Raw genomic sequence first — 20,947 nt, forward strand, 5'->3', positions numbered from 1 at the left:
GGAAACGAAAATGGCTACTCTTGAAGCGACGGCGGGCAACGCCGTCGTCGACCGGGCGAGGTTCGGCTCGCTGCAGTTCGGCGTCACCGCGCTCTGCGCCATCATCGCCATGCTCGACGGCTTCGACACGCAGGCAATCGCGTATGTCGCCCCGCGCATCGCCGAGGACTGGGGCCTGACCCCGGCCGCCTTCGGCCCGATCTTCGCCGTGGGCCTCCTGGGCCTGACCGTCGGCGCCTTCCTGCTCAGCCCCGCCGCCGACAAGTTCGGCCGCAAGACCATCATCCTGATCTCGACCGTGATCTTCGGCCTGTTCGCCCTGCTGACGGCGACCTCGGGCTCGATGAACGAGCTCCTGATGTACCGCTTCCTCACCGGCATCGGCCTGGGCGCGGCCATGCCCAACATCATCGCCCTGACCAGCGAATATGCGCCCGAGCGCCTGCGCGCGACGCTGGTGACGGTGATGTTCTGCGGCTTCCCGCTGGGTTCGACCCTGGGCGGGGTGCTGTCGACCGGCCTGATCGACCAGTTCGGCTGGCACTCGGTGTTCGTGGTCGGCGGCGTGCTGCCGCTGCTGCTGGTGCCTGTGCTGATGGTCATGCTGCCGGAGTCGGTGCGCTTCCTGGTCGCCAAGGGCGCGCCGGAAAGCAAGATCGCCCCGATCGTCCGCCGCATCGATCCTTCCGCCTCGACCGCCGAGTTCGTCTCGCACCTGCGCAGCGAGCAGGCCGAGGCCCCCAAGGGCTTCTCGGTCGCCCAACTGTTCACGCAAGGGCGCGCGCCGGTCACGGGCCTGCTCTGGGTGGCGTTCTTCATGAACCTGCTCGTCATGTACTTCCTGGTGAACTGGCTGCCGACCCTGCTGAAGGGCGCAGGGCTGCCGCTGTCGATGGCCATCCTGTCGACCGCCACCCTGAACCTCGGCGGCGTGGTCGGGGCCATCGCCCTTGGCCGCCTGATCGACCGCTTCAGCCCCTACATCGTGCTCGGCGCGGCCTACGCGGCCTCGGCCGCCTTCATCGCCGTCATCGCCCTGGGCGGCACCCACCTGACCACCCTGCTGGTCGGGGCCGCGCTGTCGGGCTTCGGCGTCGTCGGCGCCCAGATCGGCTGCAACGCCCTGGCCGCGTCGGTCTATCCCACCGCCATCCGCGCCACGGGCGTGGGCTGGGCGCTGGGCGTCGGCCGCGTCGGCGCCATCGTCGGCCCCCTCGTGGGCGGCGCGCTCCTCGCCAACAAGTGGGCCCCCGGTTCGATCATCCTGACGGCCGTGGTTCCCGCCCTCATCGCCTCGTTGGCCGTCTTCATCCTCGGCGGCGTGCGCAAGAAGTCCGGAGTCTGACACCACCATGATCCTGCACGGCTATTTTCGTTCGACCGCGTCGTGGCGCGTGCGGATCGCCCTGGGCCTCAAGGGTCTCGCCGCCGACCAGGTGTTCCACCACCTGCGTCGGGGCGAGCAGCGGGCGCCGGACTACCTGGCGATCAACCCGCAGGGCCTGCTGCCGGCCCTGACCCTCGACGACGGCCGGGTGCTGACCCAGTCCCTGGTCATCGTCGAATATCTCGACGAGACCCATCCGCAGCCGCCGCTGCTGCCGTCCGACCCGTTCGCCAAGGCCGAAGTCCGCGCCGTCGCCCAGGCCATCGCCTGCGACATCCACCCGGTGCAGAACCTCAAGGTCCTGGCCCGCCTGCGCGAGCTTGGTCTCGACGAGTCCGCCGTCCAGGGCTGGGCCGCCGGGGTGATCGAAGAGGGCCTCGACGCGGTCGACAAGCTGCTGGCGGGCCAGTCGGGGCGCTTCGCCTTCGGCGACGCGCCGGGCCTGGCCGACCTGGTGCTCGTACCGCAGCTGGGCAACGCCCGCCGCTTCGGCGTCGAGCTGCGCTGGAACCGCCTGACCGACATCGAGGCGGCCTGCCTAGAGCTTGACGCCTTCAAGTCCGCCGTCCCGTCGGCCCAACCCGACGCCGAATAAACCCATCCCCTAAAGCCAAGAACCAAAGAGCGCGGAGCCAACCGCGCCCTCTGGAGGAAACCCATGCTGCTGACCACTGTGGCCGCGGCCGCCTTGCTTGCGCCCGTAGCCGACGCCCCGATCGCCACCCAGGCCCCAAGCCAGGCGACTGATCGCGTCGTTCCGATCCCCGCCCAGAACGCCCCGTCGCCCGGCAACGTGCCGCCGCCGGCTGCGACCAAGGCGCCCGCCTTCAAGCTGATCAATCACGACGAGGACTGGAGCTACCTGGCCGACCCGGCCAAGCGCACCACGCCCTGGTCGAAACTGAAATACATCCCCGTCGGCGAGACCAGCTATCTCAGCCTCGGCGGCGAGTTCCGCCTGCGCCTGGAAGACCGCGGCAACGAGCGTTTCGGTCGCGGCGCCCAGGACGAGGACGGCAACGCCCAGACCCGCACACGCCTGTGGGCCGACCTGCACATGGGATCGCGCCTGCGCGCCTTCGTCGACGTGCAGGACGCCCGCAGCATCGATCTCGACAGCGGCGAGCCGCCGATCGAGGTCAGCCGCTGGGACCTGCACCAGGCCTTCCTGGAAACCAACGCCGAGGTCGGCGACGCCAAGGTCCGCCTGCGCGTCGGCCGCCAGGAGCTGGGCCTGGGCGCCTATCGCATCTTCGACATGCGCGAGGGCGCCAACAGCCGCACCTCGTTCGACATGGCCCGCGTGCTGGTCGACCGCAAAAGCGGCTGGAGCGGCGGCGCCTTCTATGGCTATGCCCTGCGCGAGGCCAAGACCTCGTGGGACGACGCCACCAACTTCGACTACCGCCTGGCCGGCGTGACCGCCTCGCGCACGCTGGGGCAGGGGCCGACGGCGCCCAAGCTGGAGCTGCTCTACGTCAACAGCGACAAGCGCGGCGCGGTCTATGACAGCGTCACCGGCGGCCGCGATCGCCGGGGCTCCTATTCGGCACGCCTGGCGGGCCGCTACGGCGCCTGGGACTACGACCTGGAAGGCGTCTACCAGGGCGGCACGTATCGCGACCTCGACGTCTCGGCCTGGTACGTCTCGGCCATGGGCGGATACACCTTCAAGGCCCCGTGGTCGCCGCGCCTGGGCCTGCGCCTGGAGGCCGCCTCGGGCGACAAGGACCGCACCGACGGCAAGCTGAACTCGTACGCCCAGATGTTCCCGCAGCCTATCTCGCTGCGCACCGACTTCGGCATCACCAACATGGTGGCGATCCAGCCGCAGCTGACCTTCAAGCCCACGACCAAGCTGACGGCCGGCCTGCAGGTGGCGGGCCTGTGGCGTCAGAGTGACGAGGACGGTCTCTACGGCCTGGGCGGCCAGGTGCTGCGCGGCGGGCTCGAAGGCACGGCCCACTATGTCGGCTGGCGCCAGGCGGCCTTCGCCAGCTACGCCGTCTCGCCGTTCGTGACGGTGACCGGCATCCTCAACCACACCACCTCTGGCACGTTCCTCAAGCAGACCGGCATGGCCGACGACCAGACCTATGCCGGCCTGATCGTGGGGTTGCGGTTCTAGAAGCAAACAGCTCGTCATCCCGGGCGGAGGCGCGAAGCGCCGCAGACCCGGGACCCAGGAGACGGCACGTTGCGCCCAGTCTTGCCTGCTGAGGTCGCCGCCTGCCTAGCGGCGGCTCCTGGGTCCCGGCTCTCCGCGGCGCTTCGGCCGGGATGACGATGAGATTTGGGACAGGACGACAGGCAAACAAAAAGGCCCCGGTTTCCCGGGGCCTTTTCATTTCCGAAGCCGGAAAAGCGCTTAGCCGCGCTTTTCGACGTCGATGTAGTCGCGCTGGGTCGAGCCCGTGTAGAGCTGACGCGGACGGCCGATCTTGCGGGTCGGGTCCTCGAACATTTCCTTCCACTGGCTGATCCAGCCGACGGTGCGGGCCAGGGCGAACAGCACGGTGAACATGTTGGTCGGGAAGCCCATCGCGCGCAGCGTGATGCCCGAGTAGAAGTCGATGTTCGGGTACAGCTTGCGTTCGATGAAGAACGGATCGCTGAGCGCGATCTTTTCCAGCTCCATGGCCACTTCCAGCAGCGGGTCGTTGATGCCCAGCTGGCCGAGAACCTCGTGGCAGGTCTTCTGCATGACCTTCGCGCGCGGGTCGAAGTTCTTGTACACGCGGTGGCCGAAGCCCATCAGCTTGTGCTTGCGAGCCTTAACGCCCTCGATGAACTCGGGGATCTTGTCGACCGTGCCGATCTGCTCGAGCATCTCCAGGGCTTCCTGGTTGGCGCCGCCGTGCGACGGGCCCCACAGGCAGGCGATGCCGGCGGCGATGCAGGCGAACGGGTGAGCGCCCGACGAACCGGCCAGACGGACGGTCGAGGTCGAGGCGTTCTGCTCGTGGTCGGCGTGCAGGATGAAGATGCGGTCCATGGCGCGCGTCAGGACCGGGTTCGGCTTCCAGTCCTCGGCCGGGACCGAGAAGCACATGCGCAGGAAGTTTTCCGAGTACGACAGGTCGTTGCGCGGCGACACGAACGGCTGGCCGATCGTGTACTTGTAGGCGCGGGCGGCGATCGTCGGCATCTTGGCGATCAGGCGGTGGGCGCTGATCTCACGCTCGCGGGCGTCGTCGACGTTCATGCTGTCGGCGTAGAAGGCCGACAGGGCGCCCACGGCGCCGGTCATGACGGCCATCGGGTGGGCGTCGCGACGGAAGCCTTCGAAGAACCGGTCGAACTGCGCGTGCAGCATCGTGTGGTAGGTGATGTTGTTCTCGAACTTGGCCAGTTCGGCGGCCGTCGGCAGTTCGCCGTTCAGCAGCAGGTGGCAGACTTCGAGGAACGACGACTTCTCGGCGAGCTGGTCGATCGGATAGCCGCGGTGCAGCAAAACGCCGGCGTCACCGTCGATATAGGTGATCTTGCTCTCGCACGAGGCGGTCGAGGTGAAGCCCGGGTCGAAGGTGAAATGGTCGCTTTCGCCGTAGACCTTTCGGATGTCCAGAACGTCCGGACCCGTGCTGCCCTTGAGGATCGGCAGGTCGTAGCTCTTGTCGCCGATCGTCAGCGTGGCTTTGTCGGTCATGCGAGAGACCCTTTCAATAGTGGTACGATCAGTCCAGTTTTCGCTTTCGCGGGTGCGTTATAGCGCCTCATGCGCGCGACGCCAGCGCATCGTCAAGCCGGCCGAGAGACTCCTCCCGTCCCAGGGCCGCCATGATCTTGTTCAGGTCAGGCGCCTGGGCCCCGCCGGTGAGGATTCCACGCAGCGGGGGACCGAACTTTCCAAAGCCGACGGCCTCGGATTCAGCAAACGATTTCAACAGCGCCTCGAGTTCCGCGACGCCCCACACCGGGGCGGCGGCGAGATGTTCACGAAGTCGTGCGAGGCGCGCGACCGTTTCCTCGGAAAGCTGCTTGGCGGTTTTTTCCTCAAGCGTCAGCGGACGCACCTTCAGCGCGAAGGCCACGTGCTCGCCCAACTCCAGGATGGTTTTCGCGCCTTCCTTGACCTGCGGAACGGTCGAAGCGATGCGCGCCTCGGCGTCGGCCGGCAGGTCGGCCCCGGCGGCGGTCAGGGCCTTCAGGGTCAGCGCGGTCAGGCGCGCGTCGTCGGCCTGGCGCAGGTGCTGGCTGTTGATGAAGTTCAGCTTGGCCCAGTCCAGGCGGGCAGGGGCCTTGACCACGTCCTTGACGTCGAACCACTCGATGGCCTGGGCGTCGTTGAACACCTCGTCGTCGCCGTGGCCCCAGCCCAGGCGGGCCAGATAGTTGCGCAGGCCCTCGGGGATGTAGCCCATGTCGGCGAACTCGCCGACGGCCTGGGCGCCGTGGCGCTTGGAAAGCTTGGCGCCGTCCGGGCCGTGAATCAGCGGGATGTGCGCGAACGACGGCACGGCCCACTCCATGGCCTGGTAGATCAGGCTCTGGCGAGCGGCGTTGTTCAGGTGGTCGTCGCCGCGGATGACGTGGGTCACGCCCATGTCGTGGTCGTCGACCACGACGGCGAGGTTATAGGTCGGCGCGCCGTCGTTGCGCAGCAGGACGAGGTCGTCGAGTTCGATGTTGCGGAAGGTGACCGGGCCCTTGACCATGTCGTCGACCAGGGTCTCGCCTTCCAGCGGGCCCTTGAAGCGGATCACGTGCGGGGCGGACGGATCGGCCGGCGGCGGGGCGTCGCGCCAGGGCGAGCGGATGGCGCGGCCTTCGGCGCGGGCCTTCTCGCGGGCGGCTTCCAGTTCTTCCACGGTCATCCAGCAGCGATAGGCGCGGCCCTTGGCCAGCAGCTCCTGCACCACTTCACGGTGACGGTCGGCGCGGCTGTACTGGAAGATCGGCTCTTCGTCCGACTTCAGGCCCAGCCAGTCCAGGCCCTCGAAGATCGCGGCCACGGCGGCGTCGGTCGAGCGCTCGCGGTCGGTGTCCTCGACGCGAATAAGGAACTTCCCTCCCGTATGGCGTGCATATAACCAGTTGAACAGCGCCGTACGGGCGCCGCCGATATGCAGGAAGCCGGTCGGCGACGGGGCGAAGCGGGTGACGACGCCGCTGGGGGCGGGGGAGGAACTGGACATAGGCTTCGAAGCTGACGGTCTGGAGGCCGCGGGGGCGGCGGGAGGCTCGGCGGCTGCGCGCGACGCAGGCGCGGGCCGTTGGGCGGCGCGTCTTAGCACGGCCGTTCGAAGGTGTCCTAGTCCCGCAACCTTTGTCACACAACTGATCGACGAGGCGCGCCTCAACGCCGCCCGATGGATGTTGTGGAGCCCGGTGGCCTTCGCCTTGGGCGCGGCCGGCTATCTGCAGCTGAAGGCCGAGCCCAGCTGGTCGCTCCTGGCCCTCGTCGCCCTGGCGCTGGGCGTCCTGGCGGTCTGGAGCCGCGGCTGGACGCGCTGGAGCGGCCTGGCCGTTCCTTTGACCCTGCTGGCCTTCGCCGCCGCCGGCGCGCTGGCCGGCAAGATCCGCTGCGACCGGGTCGCTGGGCCCGTCATGCCGGTGGAACGGGGCGTTCGCGTGGTCGACGGATTCGTCGTCGACGTGGTCTCGCCCGGCGCGGCGGGACCCCGCCTGCTGGTCGCGCCGGTGTCGATCTCGCGCCTGGCGCCGGGCCTCACCCCGGCTCGCATCCGGGTCAGCCTGTCCGAGGGGCTGGCGCCGCCGCCGCCGGGATCGGCCTTGCGTTTGCGCGCCATGCTGTCGGCGCCGCCGTCGCCGGCCGCGCCCGGATCCCACGACTTCGCCCGCGACGCCTGGTTCAACGGCATCGGCGGGGTCGGCTTCACGGTGGGCGAGATCCAGGAGGCGAGGCTCGATCCGCCGCCCTGGCGGCTGCGGCTGGCCATGGCGATCAACGCCATGCGCTGGAGCCTGGCCTCGCGCATCGTCCAGCGCCTGGGTCCCGAAAGCGGCGGGATCGCCGCGGCCATGGTCACCGGCCACGAGGCCTGGGTCACGCCTGAGCAGACCGAGGCCATGCGCGCCTCGGGCCTGGCGCACATCCTGTCCATCTCCGGCCTGCACATGGCCATTGTCGGCGGCTTCGTGTTCGCGGCCGTGCGCCTTCTCGTGGCCGCCTGGCCGTGGGCGGCCCTGCGCTTTCCGGGCAAGAAGATCGCCGCCCTGGCCGGCCTCGCCGCCGTCGGGGCTTATCTGGTGATCTCCGGCGCGCCGCCGCCCGCCCTGCGCGCGGCGATCACGGCGGGCGTTGCGTTCCTGGCCATTCTCGCCGATCGCCAGGCCGTCAGCCTGCACGGCCTGGCGCTGGCGGCGCTGATCATCCTCGTGGCCCAGCCCGAGCAGGCCGGCGCTGCCGGCTTCCAGATGTCGTTCGCCGCCACCGCCGCCCTGGTGGCGCTGGCGGAAGCCTGGCCCCGCCAGCCGCGCGAGATCTCAGTGCCCTGGCCGATCCGCTTCACGCAGGCCGCACTGGCCTGGCTGGCGATCAGCGTCGGCGCCAGCTTCGTGGCGGGCCTGGCCACCGGCCCGTTCGCCATGCAGCACTTCAACCGCGTCGCCATCTGGGGCCTGCCGGCCAACCTGGTGGTCTCGCCGCTGTCGTCCTTCGTCATCATGCCGTTCCTGGCGGTGGGCGCGGCGCTGGAGCCGCTGGGCCTGGGCGGGCCATTTCTGGCCGTGGCCGGCTGGGGCATCGAGGTCATGACCGCCGTCGCCCGCTGGTTCGCCAGCGCCCACGGCGCCCAGCAGACCGTGGCCAGCGCGCCGGGCTTCACCCTGGTGCTGTCGTTCCTGGGCGTCATGCTGCTGTGCCTCTGGAAGGGACGGCTGCGCTGGCTGGGCGTTCCGCTGTTCCTGGCGGTGGCCCTGTGGCCGCGCCCGGCGCCGCCCGATCTCTGGATCGCCGCCGACGGAACCACGGCCGTCGCGCGCCGGGGAGGGCAGGCGGTGCTGCTGCGTCCGGACGCCCGGCGGTTCGGCGCCGAACTGTGGGCTCGCCGGCGCGGCCTGGCGCCCGTCGACGGCGGCGGTTTTGCCTGTGATCGCGCCTCGTGCCGGCCGGAACAGGGCGCGCCGGTCGCCGCCAGCCTGTCCTGGACCCGCCGCGCGCCCGACTTCGACGCCCTGCAGCGCCTGTGCTCGGGCGCGGAGGTGGTCGTGCTGCGCGGCGCCAGGCCCGCCGTCCTGCCGACCGCCTGCCGCGATGCCGTCGTGCTGGCGGCCGAGGATTTCGCCGTCGGCGGCGCGGCCGAACTCTGGCGTAGGCGCGACGGCTGGTGGATCGTGTGGACCGCGCCCGGACGCGGCAGGCGTCCCTGGACGCAGGCTGCTGACACGAATGCGCAAGAACCGGGCGGATGATGCCGCGCCGCCGCGGCTATCTGCCGGCGACGACTCGCTTGGAGAGCCAGGATCGATGACCAACGCCACCTTCGCCGCCCGCCGCGCCGCCTTCCGCGCCCTTCACCAGGACGGCTTCTTCGTGCTGCCCAATCCGTGGGACGCCGGCGGCGCGGTTCGCCTGCAGAAGCTGGGCTTCGCCGCCCTGGCCTCGACCAGCGCCGGCATGGCCTGGTCCTGGGGCCGCGCCGACGGGCAGGTCGGCGTCGACGAGGTGATCGAACACCTGGCCCTGCTGGTCGCCGCCACCGACCTGCCGGTCAACGCCGACTTCGAGGCCGGTTTCGCCGACACGGCCGAGGGCGTGGCGGCCAACGTCGCACGCGCCGTCGAGACCGGGATCGCCGGCCTTTCCATCGAGGATCGGGTGGGGACGGACCTTTACCCCATCGACACCGCCGTGCAGCGCCTGGCCGCCGCCCGTGCGGCCATCGACGCCTCTGGCCAGGACGTCATGCTGGTGGGCCGCACCGAGGGCTTCCTGATCGGCCGCGACGACCTGGCGCCGACCATCGAACGCCTCGTGGCCTATTCCGAAGCCGGCGCCGACTGCCTCTATGCGCCGGGCGTGACGCGTTACGACGACATCGCCGCCATCGTCGCGGCCGTCGCTCCCAAGCCGGTCAACGTGCTGCTGTGGGGACCCGACATGAAGGTCGCCGATCTGCCGGGTCTGGGCGTTCGCCGCGCCAGCACCGGCGCAGCCCTGGCCGTGGCCGCCTGGAGCGGCTTCGAGGCGGCGGCCAAGGATCTGCTGATTTAGGGCGGATCGGCATTCAACAATTTTGACCCTTTCACCGAGCGCCCCCGCGAAAGCGGGGGTCCAAGCTGCGTTTCGGGAGAAGGCGCGGCCGTGAGCGATCCGCAGACTCCGCTTGGGTCCCCGTCTTCGCGGGGAAAGACGGATTTTGGGGATGGGGGTCGGGTGAACGTCGATCCGGTCTAGGGAACGGGCGGCCGCTTGATCGGCAGGATCGATCCGTCCGGGCCATAGCTCAGCGGCGCCAGGGTGATCGAGCGGCGATGGTCGCCGCCGCCGGGCAGCAGCTTGTCGTGATAGAAGAACCACCACCGGCCGTCGCGCTCGATGATGGCCTGGTGGTTGGTCGAGATCGGCAGGTAGTCGAGGGTCACCCCGCGGTAGGTGTAGGGCCCCATCGGCGACCTGGCGGTCGCGTAGACGATCTGGCCCGGCCAGCCGGTCGAGAAGCTGAAATAGTAGAGGCCGTCGCGCTTATGCAGGAACGGCGCCTCGCCGTATTTCTTCTTCGGATCTTCGGCCGGATAGCCGGCGACCACGAGGTTCTCGATCGGCCCGGCCAGCGAGGCCATGTCTGCGCCTAGCCGCACGATCTTGGGCACGCGGGTGCCGAACAGCATGTAGGCTTGGCCGTCGTCGTCGATCAGCACCTGCGGGTCGATCGGCTCGTCGCCGGCGTTGGCGTCGCGGGCCTTGTCGACCAGCGGCGCGCCGATGGCGTCCTTGAACGGACCCTGCGGCCGGTCGGCCACGGCCACCCCGATCTTGTCGCCGCCGACCGGGGCGAAGAAGTAGTACTTGCCGCCGCGCTCGACCGCGCCCGGCGCCCAGGCCTTGGCGTCGGGTCTGGCCCACTTGAACACGGTCACGTCGAGGAACGCGCCGTCGTCGCTCCAGGTCTTCAGGTCGCTGGAACTGTAGAGCCGCCAGGACGTCGAGTCCCAGTACTTGCCCGAGTTCGAGGCGTCGTCGGTGGCGTAGACATAGACCTTGTCGCCGAACACGTGCGGCGAGGGATCGGCGCTGAACCGCTGGGTGATCGGCTGGGCGGAGGCGTTCAGGCCGAGCGCAAGGCAGAGCGCCGCGCTGAGGGACGCGATGGGCGCGTGGGACATGGTTGCTCCTCCGATCGACCGATGGTGCGGCGCGTCATGAACGACGCTCCGCACGGCCTTGAATCTGGAGTAGCAGCTTAGATTAACTCAGACAAATATAGGCTCAACGCGCGGTGACCCGCGTCGAGCCGCTTCGGGTGACCCTGAAGCTGAGCGAGACGCGCAGCTGGCGGCCTTCGGTGGGAACGCCGGCCTGTGTCGCGGCATCGGTCCGCGCCTCGGCCAGCAGTTTCAGCGTCGCCTGGTCGAAGGCGTAGTCGGCGGCCTCGACCGCCTCGATGCGGCAGTCGACCAGGGCGCCGGCGGCGGCCACACGGCAGAGGGCCGTCGTCTGCGCCGACACGCCGTCACGCATGGCGCGGTCGGGATAATAGCCGGTGAAGGGCCAGCGCCCCTTGTGCAGGCCCACTTCGGCAAGGGTCAGGACGGGTTCGCCGGTCGGCGGCGCGACGGCGGCGGCCTGCAAGGCCAGCAGCAGGAACATCATGGCTATTTCCCCCAAGCAACTGAGCCTGGAGCTCTAAGGCGCGGCCCAGACGCACGCAAGGCGCGAGCGCCTTTCGACACCCGCGCCTTGCGCGTCTTGCCAGGTGAGCGCCGTCGTCAGTGATAGCGACGGATCAGGCCCACCAGCTTGCCCTGCACCTCGACCTGGTCGGGGCCGAAGATGCGGGTCTCGTACTTGGGATTGGCCGCTTCCAGGGCGATCGAGCCGCCCTTCTTGCGCAGGCGCTTGAGGGTGGCTTCCTCGCCCACCAGGGCCACGACGATCTCGCCGCTGTTGGCCGTGTCGCCCTTGCGGATGATCACGTAGTCGCCGTCCAGGATGCCGGCCTCGATCATCGAGTCGCCCTGCACTTCAAGGACGTAGTGCTCGCCGCCGCCCAGCATGGTCTCGGGCACCGGCAGGCGGTCACGCTCGTGCTGGATGGCGTCGATCGGCGTGCCGGCGGCGATACGGCCCAGGATCGGCAGCTCGCGGCTGGTGTCGGAAACCGGCGGAAGCGGGGCGGGCGCCGACGGCGCCGGGCCGCCGCCTTCGAGAACCTGAGGACGGAACGCGCCGCGGCCCTTGGGCGGAGCGGCCGTGGTGGCCTGCTGCGGCAGCTTGACCACTTCCAGCGCCCGGGCCCGATGGGCCAGGCGGCGGATGAAGCCGCGCTCTTCCAGCGCCGTGATCAGCCGGTGGATGCCCGACTTCGACGCCAGGTCCAGGGCTTCCTTCATCTCGTCGAAGGAGGGGGAGACGCCGGTCTCCTTGATCCGTTCGTGGATGAACATCAGCAGCTCGTGCTGCTTGCGGGTGAGCATGACGGCCTCGCAAGTCGTCGCGGAACAAACCGCAAACCTTTCGAATGTTCTCTAGGTGTTCTTGGTTAAGGTCAAGTGAATTGCAGCGATCGGCGTTCTTTGAAATCGCGATCGAGACCGATGTCAGCTATTGCGGGCTAAGTCGCTGATTTTAAGGCGGTATGCCGAGCGCTCCTCAGGCGTAGGAGCCTGCCGCGAACGTGTCCCGGGGTGCGGATTTCGCTTGGGCTGCGCGCCGCCCGGCTGGTCATGGTCGCAGGGAAATGCCCGCCCAAGCGCCGATTCCCGGAGCCTGGGAGCCGATTCTACAGCCGCTGGAACGACCGATTCTGCTTCCCCGCGCAGGCGGGGACGCACCGGCTGATGGGGCGTCGGGAGCGGCGAAGGCCGCTAGCCGATCAGCTCGTGCGTCGCGGCCGTCACGTCGGCCTGGCGCATCAGGCTTTCCCCCACCAGCATGGCCTTGGCGCCCGTGGCCTCCATCCGCACGACGTCGGCGTGGGTGAAGAGGCCGCTTTCGGTGACCAGCAGCGAGCCCTGCGGCGCCAGCTTCGACAGCCGCTCGGTCACCGCCAGGTCGACGACGAAGCTCTTGAGGTCGCGGTTGTTGACGCCGAACAGCGTGGCGCCCAGTTTCCCGGCGCGCTCGGTCTCGGCCTCGTCATGCACCTCGACCAGGGCGTCCATGCCAAGGCGCTGCGCCTCGGCCATCAGCTCGCCGGCCAAGGTGTCGTCGATCATCGCCAGGATCACCAGGATGGCGTCGGCGCCCAGGGCGCGGCTCTCGGCCACCTGCCAGGGATCGACCAGGAAATCCTTGCGGATGCAGGGCAGGGCGGTCGCCGCCCGGGCGGCCACGAGATACTCGTCGGCGCCCTGGAAGCTGGGGCCGTCGGTGAGCACCGAAAGGCAGGCCGCGCCGCCGGCCTCGTAGGCCTTCGCCAGCGCCGGCGGATCGAAGTCGGCGCGGATCAGGCCCTTGGACGGCGAGGCCTTCTTTATCTCGGCGATCAGCGAGAGCTTGCCCGGCGCGTGCCTGGCTTCCAGCGCCGCCGCAAAGCCTCGCGGCGCCGAAGCGGCCTTGGCGGCGGCTTCGACGTCGCTCTGCGAGCGCGCGGCCTTCCGGCCGGCGACGTCCTCGCGCTTGTAGTCGGCGATCTTGGCGAGAATGTCGGTCATGCGGTCAGGGCTTCAGCGTTGGTGGCGGCCACGAGGCCGGCGAGGGCGGCCTTGGCGCGGCCGTCGTCGAGCACGGCGGCGGCCAGTTCGACGCCCTCGCGCAGGGTCTCGACCTTGTCGGCCACCAGGAAGGCGGCGGCGGCGTTGAGCAGCACGATGTCGCGATAGGCGCCGGTCTCGCCGTCGAGCAGTCGGGTCAGGGCCGCGGCGTTGAAGGCGGGATCGCCGCCGGTGATCTCGGCGAGCGAGGCGCGCTGCAGGCCCACGGCCTCGGGCGTGATGGTGAAGAGGCGCATCGCCCCTTCGCGCCATTCGGCCACCTCGGTCTCGCCGGTGATGGTCAGCTCGTCCATGCCGCCGCCGTGCACCGACCAGGCGCGCTCGGCGCCCAGGGCTCCCAGGGCGCGGGCGATCGGCTCGACGAAGCGCGGGGCCGACACGCCCACCACTTGGCGCTTGGCGCCGGCCGGGTTTGTCAGCGGACCCAGCAGATTGAAGATGGTGCGGAAGCCCAGCTGCTGGCGGATCGGCGCCACGTGCTTCATCGCGCCGTGGTGCGACTGGGCGAACAGGAAGCAGATGCCGGCGCTGTCCAGCGCGGCGCGCTGCTGGGCGAGATTGGCGTCGATATTGACCCCAAGGGCCGCCAGCACGTCGGCGGTGCCCGATTTGGAGGTCACCGCGCGGTTGCCGTGCTTGGCCACCTTCAGCCCGCCGCCGGCGGCGACGAAGCCCACGGCGGTCGAGATGTTCAGGGTGTGAAGGCCATCGCCGCCGGTGCCGCAGACGTCGACCACGTCGTACGGATGCTCCAGGTGCACGGCCGCGCGGCGCATGGCGCGGGCGCAGGCGGCGATCTCGCCCACGGTCTCGCCGCGCAGGCGCATGGCGGTGACCGCCGCGGCCACCTGGGCCGGGGTCGGTTCGCCGCGCAGGCAGGCGCTGAAGAAGACTTCGGCGTCGTCTTCGGAAAGGGTCTGGCCGTCGGCCAGCTTGGCCAGCAGCGGCTTGAATGCGTCGGACATGTCTTCAGCCCCGCCCTAGACCCAGATCTGGGCGTCGCGGCGCACGCCGGCCAGGTCGAGGAAGTTGGCCAGGAGCTGGTGGCCGCCCTCGGTGGCGATGGATTCGGGGTGGAACTGCACGCCGTGCACGGGGCGGGTCTTGTGCTGCACGCCCATGATCTCGCCGTCGGCGGTCCAGGCGGTGACTTCCAGCTCGGCCGGCAGGTTCTCGCGGCGCACGGCCAGGCTGTGATAGCGCGTGGCGGTGAACGGGTCGGGCAGGTCCTTGAAGATGCCCTTGTTGGCGTGGCGGATCGGGCTGGTCTTGCCGTGCATGACCTCCTTGGCCCGGATCACCTCGCCGCCGTACGCCTGCCCAATGGCCTGGTGGCCCAGGCACACGCCCAGGATCGCCAGGTCGTCGGGAGCGCCGCGCAGCAGCGGCAGGCAGATGCCGGCCTGGTCGGGGGCCTTGGGGCCCGGCGACAGCAGCACGGCCTGCGGTTTCAGCCCCAGGGCCTCCTGCACCGTCAGGTCGTCGTTGCGATGGACGACCGTCTCGGCCCCCAACTCGTTCAGGTAATGAACGAGGTTGTAGGTGAAGCTGTCGTAGTTATCGATGACCAGGATCATGACGCCGCCTTTCGAGCCTCGCTTCTAGTCCGGTCGGGGGCGGCGCGTCATCCCTTTACGGAAAGAGTTTTTCTGCGAAAGCGACCAGCGGCGAAGCGCCGCGTCGCCGATCCGTTGCCACCGCAGCGGGAAGAGGCGAAATTTCCCGCATGTCCGTCGCTGATTCCGCCATCGACACCGCCGCCATCGCCTACGCCCGTGCGCTGCTGCGCGCGCCGCGCCGGCGCCAGAAGATGCTGCCGGTGCTGCTGGCCGCCGCCTTCGCCGCGGTTGCCGCTGTCAGCTTCGCGACGGTCATGGTGCTGGCCCCGCCGCTGACGACCCAGCACCTGCCCAAGGAGCGCCTGGGCGACTGATCTGCCTCGCCGCCCCAAAATGAGTTCCTAAGGTTGTGAATTCAACTTGAACGACTCTGGCGACACTCTCACCCTCCGGCGTTTTTCAAACGCACGGGGGCATCCATGCGACGACTGCAACTCCTGGGGGGAGCCGCGCTCGCCCTGACCCTGGCCGCGGGGGCGGCCCTGGCGCAGCAGGCGCCGGTTTCCGATCCGCCCATCCTGACCATGGTGGCGCCCGGCGAGACCGCGCCGAGCGCGCCGCTGAAGCTGTTCGGCGCCGTGCCGGCCCCTCCGCCCAAGGGCGACGAAGTGCGGGCCGATCTCGACATCGTCCTGCTGAAGTCGCGGATCTGGAACCCCAACAGCGGCAAGGAACTGGGCAAGGGCAAGTACGAGGGCGCCTACGACACGGTCGAGCTGCGCGCCTACCAGGATCGCCTGCATCCGGCCAAGCCCGACCAGCTCTACGTGGCGCCGGCCCTGGTCTCGCGCCCGGGCCAGACCGTGCGGGTCAAGATCCGCAACCTGCTGCCGCCCGAGGACAAGTGCCCGGGCCACCCGCGGGACATCAACGAGCCGCACTGCTTCAACACCACCAACCTGCACAGTCACGGCCTGTGGGTCAGCCCGGCGGGCATCAGCGACAACGTGCTGCGCCAGTTGCCGCCCAATCGCGACTTCACCTACGAGTACGAATACAACATCCCCGGCGATCATCCGGCCGGCACATTCTGGTACCATCCGCACGTCCACGGCTCGACGGCGATCCAGGTGTCCAGCGGCCTGGCCGGGGCCCTGGTGATCAAGGGCGAGCGCCTGCCGCGCATCGACGACGAAGGCGCGGCCCCGGTGCGCAAGCTGGTGCCGGGCGACGTCGACGTTCTGCTGGCCAAGTCGCCCGACCACATCTTCGTGCTGCAGCAGATCCAGTACGTCTGCCGCGACGGCGAGGGTAAGGTGAAGGCCCGCATGGTCGAGGGAACGGCGCGGAAGAATTGGTACTGCGACGCCGGCGACACCGGCGTGCTCGACAGCTACGACTTCATCGGCGGCTCCAACTGGTCCAATTCGGGCCGGTTCACCACCGTCAACGGCGCCACGGTCGAGGCTCTCGAGCAGAAGGCGGTGGCCGGCGTGCCTGAACGCTGGCGCTTCATCCACGGCGGGGTCTCAGACACCGTGAAGGTCTCGATCCGCAAGCGGATCGGCACGGGGCCGCTGGAGGCCCTGCGCAAGGCCGGCGCCCTGTCGCAGGACGCCCTGATCGCCAAGGAATGCGCGCCCTCCAGCGAGGCCGTCTCGCAGTTCGAGATCGCCGCCGACGGTCTGACCCGGCAGAAGGTGCTGGAGCGCAAGGCCACCTTCCTGCAGCCGGGCTATCGCAGCGACCTGCTGGTCGACTTCAAGGAGCCGGGCGCCTACTGCGTCATCGACGAACTGATCAAGGTGGACCAGTCGGGCGTGGAAGGCAGCGCCGAGCGTCGTCAGCTGCTGTTCCTGGTCGAGGTCGCCCCCGGCGCTAGCACGACCCTGGCGCCGGCTGATGCGGTCAAGCAACTCTTGGTCAGCGCGGCCAAGGGGCTGGAGATCGAGGACGCCGCGCTCAAGCAGTCGATCGTCGAGGGCCTGGATAAGGACCTGTCGCTGGAGGCCTTCTCGCCCCATCGCAGCCTGCTGGCCGACACGATCGACAAGGAGCAGCCGCTGGTGTTCTCGCTGCGGGCGCCGTCGACCACGCCAGGCAACGGTCCAGGTCCCGGCCTCGGCCGCACGGACGCGACCGTCAGGCGGTTCGATCCCAACGACTTCTCGCGCACCCTGGTGCTGGGCGACACCGACCGCTGGACGCTGTCGGTCAAGGAAGGCGATCCCAAGGTCGGCCACCCGTTCCACATCCACGTCAATCCGTTCGAGGTGGAGAAGGTGGTCAGCCGGGCCGGCGTCGACCTGACCAAGGATCCGAACTCGGAGTATTTCGGCCTGACGGGCGTCTTCAAGGACACCCTGTTCGTCGAGCACGACGTGGTGGTGACCACGCGCAGCCACTACGCCCGCTACATCGGCGACTTCGTCCTGCACTGCCACATCCTCAACCACGAGGACAAAGGCATGATGGCGATGGTCCGCATCGCCGACCGCGGCCCCGACGGCAAGCCGATGGCGCTCGGTCACGGCCTGACCGATGTCGCGGGTCCCGAAGGCGCGGCGCGGCCGCACACCGGGCACTGAAACGAAGAAGGGGCGGCCGATGGGCCGCCCCTTCCTTTTCATTCAGCCCTGCCTGCTCAGGCGAAGCGCCAGGCTTCCTCGGCGGCGCGCTTGAGGGCGCGGGACTTGTGCAGGGTCTCGTCGTACTCGGCGTCTGGGTCGCTGTCGGCCACGACGCCGCCGCCGGCCTGGACGTACATCATGCCGTCCTTGACCAGGGCCGTGCGCAGCACGATGCAGGTGTCCACCGAGCCGTCGGCGCCGATATAGCCCACCGCACCGGCGTAGCCGATGCCGCGCTTTTCGACTTCCAGCTCGTCGATGATCTCCATCGCCCGCACCTTGGGCGCGCCCGACAGCGTGCCGGCGGGCAGGGCGGCCATCAGCACGTCGACCGGATCGACGTTCGTGGGCGCGTCGCCCTCGACGTTCGAGACGATGTGCATCACGTGGCTGTAGCGCTCGATCGTGAAGCTGTCGGTGACACGCACGTTGGCGTGCTTGCCCGGCTGGGGCACCTTGTTGGAGCCCGACTGGCCCAGCATGGCCACCCGGCCCACGTCGTTGCGGCCCAGGTCCAGCAGCATCAGGTGCTCGGACCGCTCCTTGGGATCGGCCAGCAGTTCCTTCTCCAGCGCCAGGTCCTCTTCGGGCGTGGCGCCGCGCGGACGAGTGCCGGCGATCGGGCGGATGGTGATCTTGCCGTCACGCAGGCGCACCAGGATCTCGGGGCTGGAGCCCACCAGGTTGAAGCCGTCCATGTCGAGGAAGAACAGGAACGGCGACGGATTGGTCCGGCGCAGCGAGCGATAGAGGGCGAAGGCGTCCAGGCCGAAGGGCGCACGGAAGCGGTGGCTGGGCACCACCTGGAAGATGTCGCCGGCCCGGATGTACTCCTTGGCCTTCTCAACCACCTCCCGATAGTCCTCGCGGCTGACCGGGGTGGTGAACTCCATCGGCCCCTGCGGGCTGCGCGGCGCGTCGTGGGCCAGCGGACGGCGCAGGTCGGCCATCACCGTCTCGATGCGCTCGCGGGCGGCCGCATAGGCGTCCTTGGCCGACACGCCGGGCGTCGGGCGCGCCGTCGTCGTCAGGACGATCTCCTGGGCGATGGCGTCGAACACGGCCACGATCGAGGGCCGCGTCATGATGCCGTCGGGCAGGCCCAGGGCGTCCGGATTGATGTCCGGCAGCTTCTCGACCAGGCGCACGGTGTCGTAGCCGAGCGCGCCGAAGATGCCCGCCGCCATCGGCGGCAGGCCGGCCGGCAGCTCCATCTTCGACTGGGCGATCAGGTCGCGCAGGCTGTCCAGGGCGCCGCCTTCCAGCGGGGCGAACCTGCCGGCGGCGATGTCGTCGCCGCGCGCGATCTCGGCCTTGTCGCCGCGGCAGCGCCAGACGACGTCCGGCTTCATGGCCACGATCGAGTAGCGGCCGCGCCAGGCGCCGCCCTCGACGCTCTCGAACAGGAAGGCGTACGGGCGACCGTGGCCGATCTTCAGATAGGCCGAGACCGGGGTCTCCAGGTCGTCGATCAGGCGCGTCCAGACCAGCTGCGGCAGGCCGGCGTCATAGCCGGCCGCGAAGGCGTCGAAGCCAGGCTCCAGGCTCATTGAGCCGAGGCCTTCTTGGCGGCGCCGCCCTTGGCCGCGCCGTCCTTCTCCGCCTGGGCCAGGGCCGCGGTGTCGACGCCGATGGCCTGGCGAGCCAGGTTCAGGTTCAGCTGCGGCTTCAGCTTGTCGCGGGCGGCCGCGCGGCCGGCCTGACCGATGTCGCGCATGTAGGCCATGCTGGTCTGCGGACGCATGCCCTCGGCGGCGCGGGCGATCTCGTTGGTGTCGCCCGGACGGATGGCGTCGATGCGGCCGACCACGTAGCCGACCTGCGGGGCGCGGGCGGCGAAGACCTGGCCGGGCTTGGCGTCGAACGAGGCGACCAGCAGGTCGCGGCCCAGGGCCTGGTGCTGCTGGGCGTTCTCGCGCGACAGGCCCGCGACCTTGATGACCTTGGCGTTGGCCGAGGCGGCGACGGCTTCCATCGATTCGCCCTTGCGGACGCGGGCGGCCAGTTCATCGGCCTTGGTCTTCAGGCGCTTGACCAGCTCGTTGATCATCCACTGCTGGGTCAGCGGCTGCTTGACCTCGGCCAGCGGGGGCAGGGCGGCCTTGTTCACTTTCTCGACGCGGACGGCGAAGTATTCGCCCTTACCGGCTTCGATCAGGTCGCTCTCGCCGCCGGCCGGCAGCGCGAAGGCGGCCTTCAGCACGTCCGGGGTCAGGCCCGCGGCCGGTTGCCCGCCGAGGTCCGTGCCCTGGGCGGTCAGCGGGGCGGTCGTGACGACCAGGGCGCCGGCTTTGCCGGCGGCGTCGACGACGTTGGCGCCGGCGTCGCGGGCGTCCTGGAAGGTCTGGGTCTGGTCATAGGCCTTGGACTGGGCGGCCTGCACGCGCAGGTCGGCCTCGATCTGCGGGCGGGCGGCTTCCAGCGAAGCGGCCTTGGCGGCGGTGATCTTCAGCACCTTGATGACCGACTGGCCCAGTTCGCCGGCGATCGGCGCGCTGACCTGGCCTTCGCCGAGGCCGAAGGCGGCGTCGGCCACCTTGCGGTCGGGCAGGGCGGTCTTGGGCTTGTCGAGGATCATAACCGGCTGCTTGCCGTAGGCCTTGGCCACGTCGGCGGGGGCCTCGCCCTTGCGCAGGCGCTCGGCGATGGCGGCGGCGGCCTTGGCGTCGGGCGCGACGATCTGCACCAGCGAGCGGGTTTCCGGCTGGGCCAGGGTGTCCTTGCGGAAGTCGAAGGTCTTCTGCACCTCGGCCGGGTCGACGCTGACCGACGGCTCCAGGGCCTTGGCGCTGAAGCGCACGACCGACAGGACGCGGGTCTCGGGCAGGGTCAGGCGGGCGGCGTTCTCGTTCATGAACGCCTGCAGCTGGGCGTCGGTCGGCGCGGCCGGCTGGGCGACGCTGGTCGGGTTGATGGCGAAGGCCGACAGGTCGCGGCTCTCATAGCCGTACACCGCCTGCAGGGCCGAATAGATGCGCGGGGTGCGCAGGCCGTTGGCGACGCTGGCGTAGAACTGCGACTGGGCGATCTCGTCGCGCAGCGAGGCCTCATAGGTGGCCGGGGTCAGGTTATTCTGCGCCAGCAGGGCTTGGTACATCTGCTTGTCGAACTTGCCGGTGACCGGGTCGAACGGGCGGGTGCCGGGCGGCAGTTGGCTCAGTTGCTTGTGCAGCACTTCGCCGACCAGGGCTTCGGATGGGCGCACGCCCATCTTTTTGATCAGCTCGGCCATCGATTCCTGCAGCGCCAGTTCCTGCAGCATGCCGCGGTCGACGCCGCGCTGGACGGCTTCGTCCGGCGTCAGGCTCTGGCCCTGCTGCTGCAGCTGGTTGCGATAGTTGTCGAAGCGCGCCTTGAAGTCGTCGGGCGTGACCGAGCGCGAGCCGACGACGATCACCTTGCTGCTGCTGGGCTGCTTGAAGACGTCGCTGATCCCGAAAACGGCGAAGCTGACGATCAGCAGGCCGAAGAGGACGATCGCGAAGGGCGATTTGGCGAAAGAGCGAAAGCCGGCGAGCATGACGTGTGTG

At 69.5% G+C, this 20,947-nt stretch carries 17 protein-coding genes and 1 pseudogene; 7 read left to right on the forward strand and 11 right to left on the reverse strand.

The window, feature by feature from the left end; translation table 11 throughout:
- The first annotated feature begins 10 nt into the window (after positions 1-10).
- From G5B46_RS01950 to G5B46_RS01960, 3 genes are all read left to right on the forward strand, one after another.
- Complete coding sequence (locus tag G5B46_RS01950; RefSeq protein WP_165255590.1) at positions 11-1,345, forward strand: aromatic acid/H+ symport family MFS transporter; 1,335 nt, start codon at positions 11-13, stop codon at positions 1,343-1,345.
- Between the two features lie 7 nt (positions 1,346-1,352).
- A complete protein-coding gene (maiA, locus tag G5B46_RS01955) occupies positions 1,353-1,982 on the forward strand; it encodes a maleylacetoacetate isomerase (protein ID WP_165255592.1) in 630 nt (209 codons plus the stop codon).
- A gap of 63 nt (positions 1,983-2,045) precedes the next feature.
- A complete protein-coding gene (locus tag G5B46_RS01960; protein WP_165255593.1) occupies positions 2,046-3,515 on the forward strand; it encodes an alginate export family protein in 1,470 nt (489 codons plus the stop codon).
- On the opposite strand, the pseudogene G5B46_RS01965 reads toward G5B46_RS01960, so the two are convergent.
- The 3 genes and pseudogenes from G5B46_RS01965 to gltX all read right to left on the reverse strand — a co-directional run.
- Positions 3,514-3,697 (reverse strand): annotated as a pseudogene (locus tag G5B46_RS01965) (hypothetical protein); the annotation flags it as partial. The gene G5B46_RS01960 and the pseudogene G5B46_RS01965 sit on opposite strands and share 2 nt — an antisense overlap.
- 58 nt (positions 3,698-3,755) lie before the next feature.
- Positions 3,756-5,036, reverse strand: a complete 1,281-nt coding sequence (gene gltA / locus G5B46_RS01970) for a citrate synthase (protein ID WP_109102818.1) — start codon at positions 5,034-5,036, stop codon at positions 3,756-3,758.
- A 67-nt stretch (positions 5,037-5,103) separates the two neighbouring features.
- A complete protein-coding gene (gene gltX / locus G5B46_RS01975) occupies positions 5,104-6,525 on the reverse strand; it encodes a glutamate--tRNA ligase (RefSeq protein ID WP_165255595.1) in 1,422 nt (473 codons plus the stop codon).
- A gap of 178 nt (positions 6,526-6,703) precedes the next feature.
- Here gltX and G5B46_RS01980 point away from each other — a divergent pair, with 178 nt between their 5' ends.
- Entirely contained in the window at positions 6,704-8,764 is a 2,061-nt protein-coding gene (locus G5B46_RS01980; RefSeq protein WP_165255597.1) for a ComEC/Rec2 family competence protein, read from the forward strand.
- Positions 8,765-8,819: 55 nt separating this feature from the next.
- Complete coding sequence (locus tag G5B46_RS01985; RefSeq protein WP_165255598.1) at positions 8,820-9,566, forward strand: isocitrate lyase/phosphoenolpyruvate mutase family protein; 747 nt, start codon at positions 8,820-8,822, stop codon at positions 9,564-9,566.
- Between the two features lie 179 nt (positions 9,567-9,745).
- Here G5B46_RS01985 and G5B46_RS01990 read toward each other — a convergent pair whose 3' ends face one another.
- The 6 genes from G5B46_RS01990 to G5B46_RS02015 all read right to left on the reverse strand — a co-directional run bounded on the left by G5B46_RS01990 (position 9,746) and on the right by G5B46_RS02015 (position 14,805).
- The gene (locus G5B46_RS01990; RefSeq protein ID WP_165255600.1) at positions 9,746-10,678 is read right to left on the reverse strand and encodes a family 43 glycosylhydrolase; all 933 of its coding nucleotides are present in this window, start codon (positions 10,676-10,678) and stop codon (positions 9,746-9,748) included.
- A 103-nt stretch (positions 10,679-10,781) separates the two neighbouring features.
- Positions 10,782-11,165: a TonB family protein gene (locus G5B46_RS01995; protein ID WP_165255601.1), complete on the reverse strand. Its 384-nt coding sequence runs from the start codon at positions 11,163-11,165 to the stop codon at positions 10,782-10,784.
- 116 nt (positions 11,166-11,281) lie between these two features.
- Positions 11,282-11,989 carry a transcriptional repressor LexA gene (gene lexA / locus G5B46_RS02000; RefSeq protein WP_165255603.1) on the reverse strand — a complete coding sequence of 236 codons (708 nt, stop codon included), beginning with the start codon at positions 11,987-11,989 and terminating at the stop codon, positions 11,282-11,284.
- A gap of 390 nt (positions 11,990-12,379) precedes the next feature.
- Entirely contained in the window at positions 12,380-13,168 is a 789-nt protein-coding gene (trpC, locus tag G5B46_RS02005) for an indole-3-glycerol phosphate synthase TrpC (RefSeq protein ID WP_165255604.1), read from the reverse strand.
- Positions 13,165-14,193: an anthranilate phosphoribosyltransferase gene (trpD, locus tag G5B46_RS02010; protein ID WP_165255606.1), complete on the reverse strand. Its 1,029-nt coding sequence runs from the start codon at positions 14,191-14,193 to the stop codon at positions 13,165-13,167. Before trpD ends, trpC begins: the two co-directional genes overlap by 4 nt.
- Positions 14,194-14,208: 15 nt before the next feature.
- Positions 14,209-14,805: an aminodeoxychorismate/anthranilate synthase component II gene (locus G5B46_RS02015; RefSeq protein ID WP_101715437.1), complete on the reverse strand. Its 597-nt coding sequence runs from the start codon at positions 14,803-14,805 to the stop codon at positions 14,209-14,211.
- 149 nt (positions 14,806-14,954) lie between these two features.
- On the opposite strand from G5B46_RS02015, the gene G5B46_RS02020 reads away from it, so the two are divergent.
- Both G5B46_RS02020 and G5B46_RS02025 read left to right on the forward strand, forming a co-directional pair.
- On the forward strand, positions 14,955-15,161 hold the full coding sequence (locus G5B46_RS02020; RefSeq protein ID WP_165255608.1) for a hypothetical protein: 207 nt from the start codon (positions 14,955-14,957) through the stop codon (positions 15,159-15,161).
- Between the two features lie 105 nt (positions 15,162-15,266).
- The gene (locus G5B46_RS02025; protein ID WP_165255610.1) at positions 15,267-17,375 is read left to right on the forward strand and encodes a multicopper oxidase family protein; all 2,109 of its coding nucleotides are present in this window, start codon (positions 15,267-15,269) and stop codon (positions 17,373-17,375) included.
- 56 nt (positions 17,376-17,431) lie between these two features.
- Here G5B46_RS02025 and trpE read toward each other — a convergent pair whose 3' ends face one another.
- Both trpE and G5B46_RS02035 read right to left on the reverse strand, forming a co-directional pair.
- Positions 17,432-18,967, reverse strand: coding sequence for an anthranilate synthase component I (trpE, locus tag G5B46_RS02030; RefSeq protein ID WP_165255611.1), 1,536 nt, complete (start codon positions 18,965-18,967; stop codon positions 17,432-17,434).
- A complete protein-coding gene (locus tag G5B46_RS02035; RefSeq protein WP_165255613.1) occupies positions 18,964-20,937 on the reverse strand; it encodes a peptidylprolyl isomerase in 1,974 nt (657 codons plus the stop codon). Before G5B46_RS02035 ends, trpE begins: the two co-directional genes overlap by 4 nt.
- Positions 20,938-20,947: the final 10 nt, after the last annotated feature.

The organism is Caulobacter sp. 602-2 (assembly GCF_011043625.1).
Lineage (GTDB): Bacteria > Pseudomonadota > Alphaproteobacteria > Caulobacterales > Caulobacteraceae > Caulobacter.

Bases quoted from the DNA above. Each gene is read 5' to 3' on its own strand.
- G5B46_RS02015 (WP_101715437.1), bottom strand. From the start codon at position 14,805: ATGATCCTGGTCATCGATAACTACGACAGCTTCACCTACAACCTCGTT.
- trpE (WP_165255611.1), bottom strand. From the start codon at position 18,967: ATGAGCCTGGAGCCTGGCTTCGACGCCTTCGCGGCCGGCTATGACGCC.
- G5B46_RS01980 (WP_165255597.1), top strand. From the start codon at position 6,704: ATGTTGTGGAGCCCGGTGGCCTTCGCCTTGGGCGCGGCCGGCTATCTG.
- G5B46_RS01950 (WP_165255590.1), top strand. From the start codon at position 11: ATGGCTACTCTTGAAGCGACGGCGGGCAACGCCGTCGTCGACCGGGCG.
- maiA (WP_165255592.1), top strand. From the start codon at position 1,353: ATGATCCTGCACGGCTATTTTCGTTCGACCGCGTCGTGGCGCGTGCGG.
- trpD (WP_165255606.1), bottom strand. From the start codon at position 14,193: ATGTCCGACGCATTCAAGCCGCTGCTGGCCAAGCTGGCCGACGGCCAG.
- G5B46_RS02025 (WP_165255610.1), top strand. From the start codon at position 15,267: ATGCGACGACTGCAACTCCTGGGGGGAGCCGCGCTCGCCCTGACCCTG.
- G5B46_RS01960 (WP_165255593.1), top strand. From the start codon at position 2,046: ATGCTGCTGACCACTGTGGCCGCGGCCGCCTTGCTTGCGCCCGTAGCC.
- gltA (WP_109102818.1), bottom strand. From the start codon at position 5,036: ATGACCGACAAAGCCACGCTGACGATCGGCGACAAGAGCTACGACCTG.
- gltX (WP_165255595.1), bottom strand. From the start codon at position 6,525: ATGTCCAGTTCCTCCCCCGCCCCCAGCGGCGTCGTCACCCGCTTCGCC.
- G5B46_RS02035 (WP_165255613.1), bottom strand. From the start codon at position 20,937: ATGCTCGCCGGCTTTCGCTCTTTCGCCAAATCGCCCTTCGCGATCGTC.
- G5B46_RS01985 (WP_165255598.1), top strand. From the start codon at position 8,820: ATGACCAACGCCACCTTCGCCGCCCGCCGCGCCGCCTTCCGCGCCCTT.
- G5B46_RS01990 (WP_165255600.1), bottom strand. From the start codon at position 10,678: ATGTCCCACGCGCCCATCGCGTCCCTCAGCGCGGCGCTCTGCCTTGCG.
- G5B46_RS02020 (WP_165255608.1), top strand. From the start codon at position 14,955: ATGTCCGTCGCTGATTCCGCCATCGACACCGCCGCCATCGCCTACGCC.
- trpC (WP_165255604.1), bottom strand. From the start codon at position 13,168: ATGACCGACATTCTCGCCAAGATCGCCGACTACAAGCGCGAGGACGTC.
- lexA (WP_165255603.1), bottom strand. From the start codon at position 11,989: ATGCTCACCCGCAAGCAGCACGAGCTGCTGATGTTCATCCACGAACGG.
- G5B46_RS01995 (WP_165255601.1), bottom strand. From the start codon at position 11,165: ATGATGTTCCTGCTGCTGGCCTTGCAGGCCGCCGCCGTCGCGCCGCCG.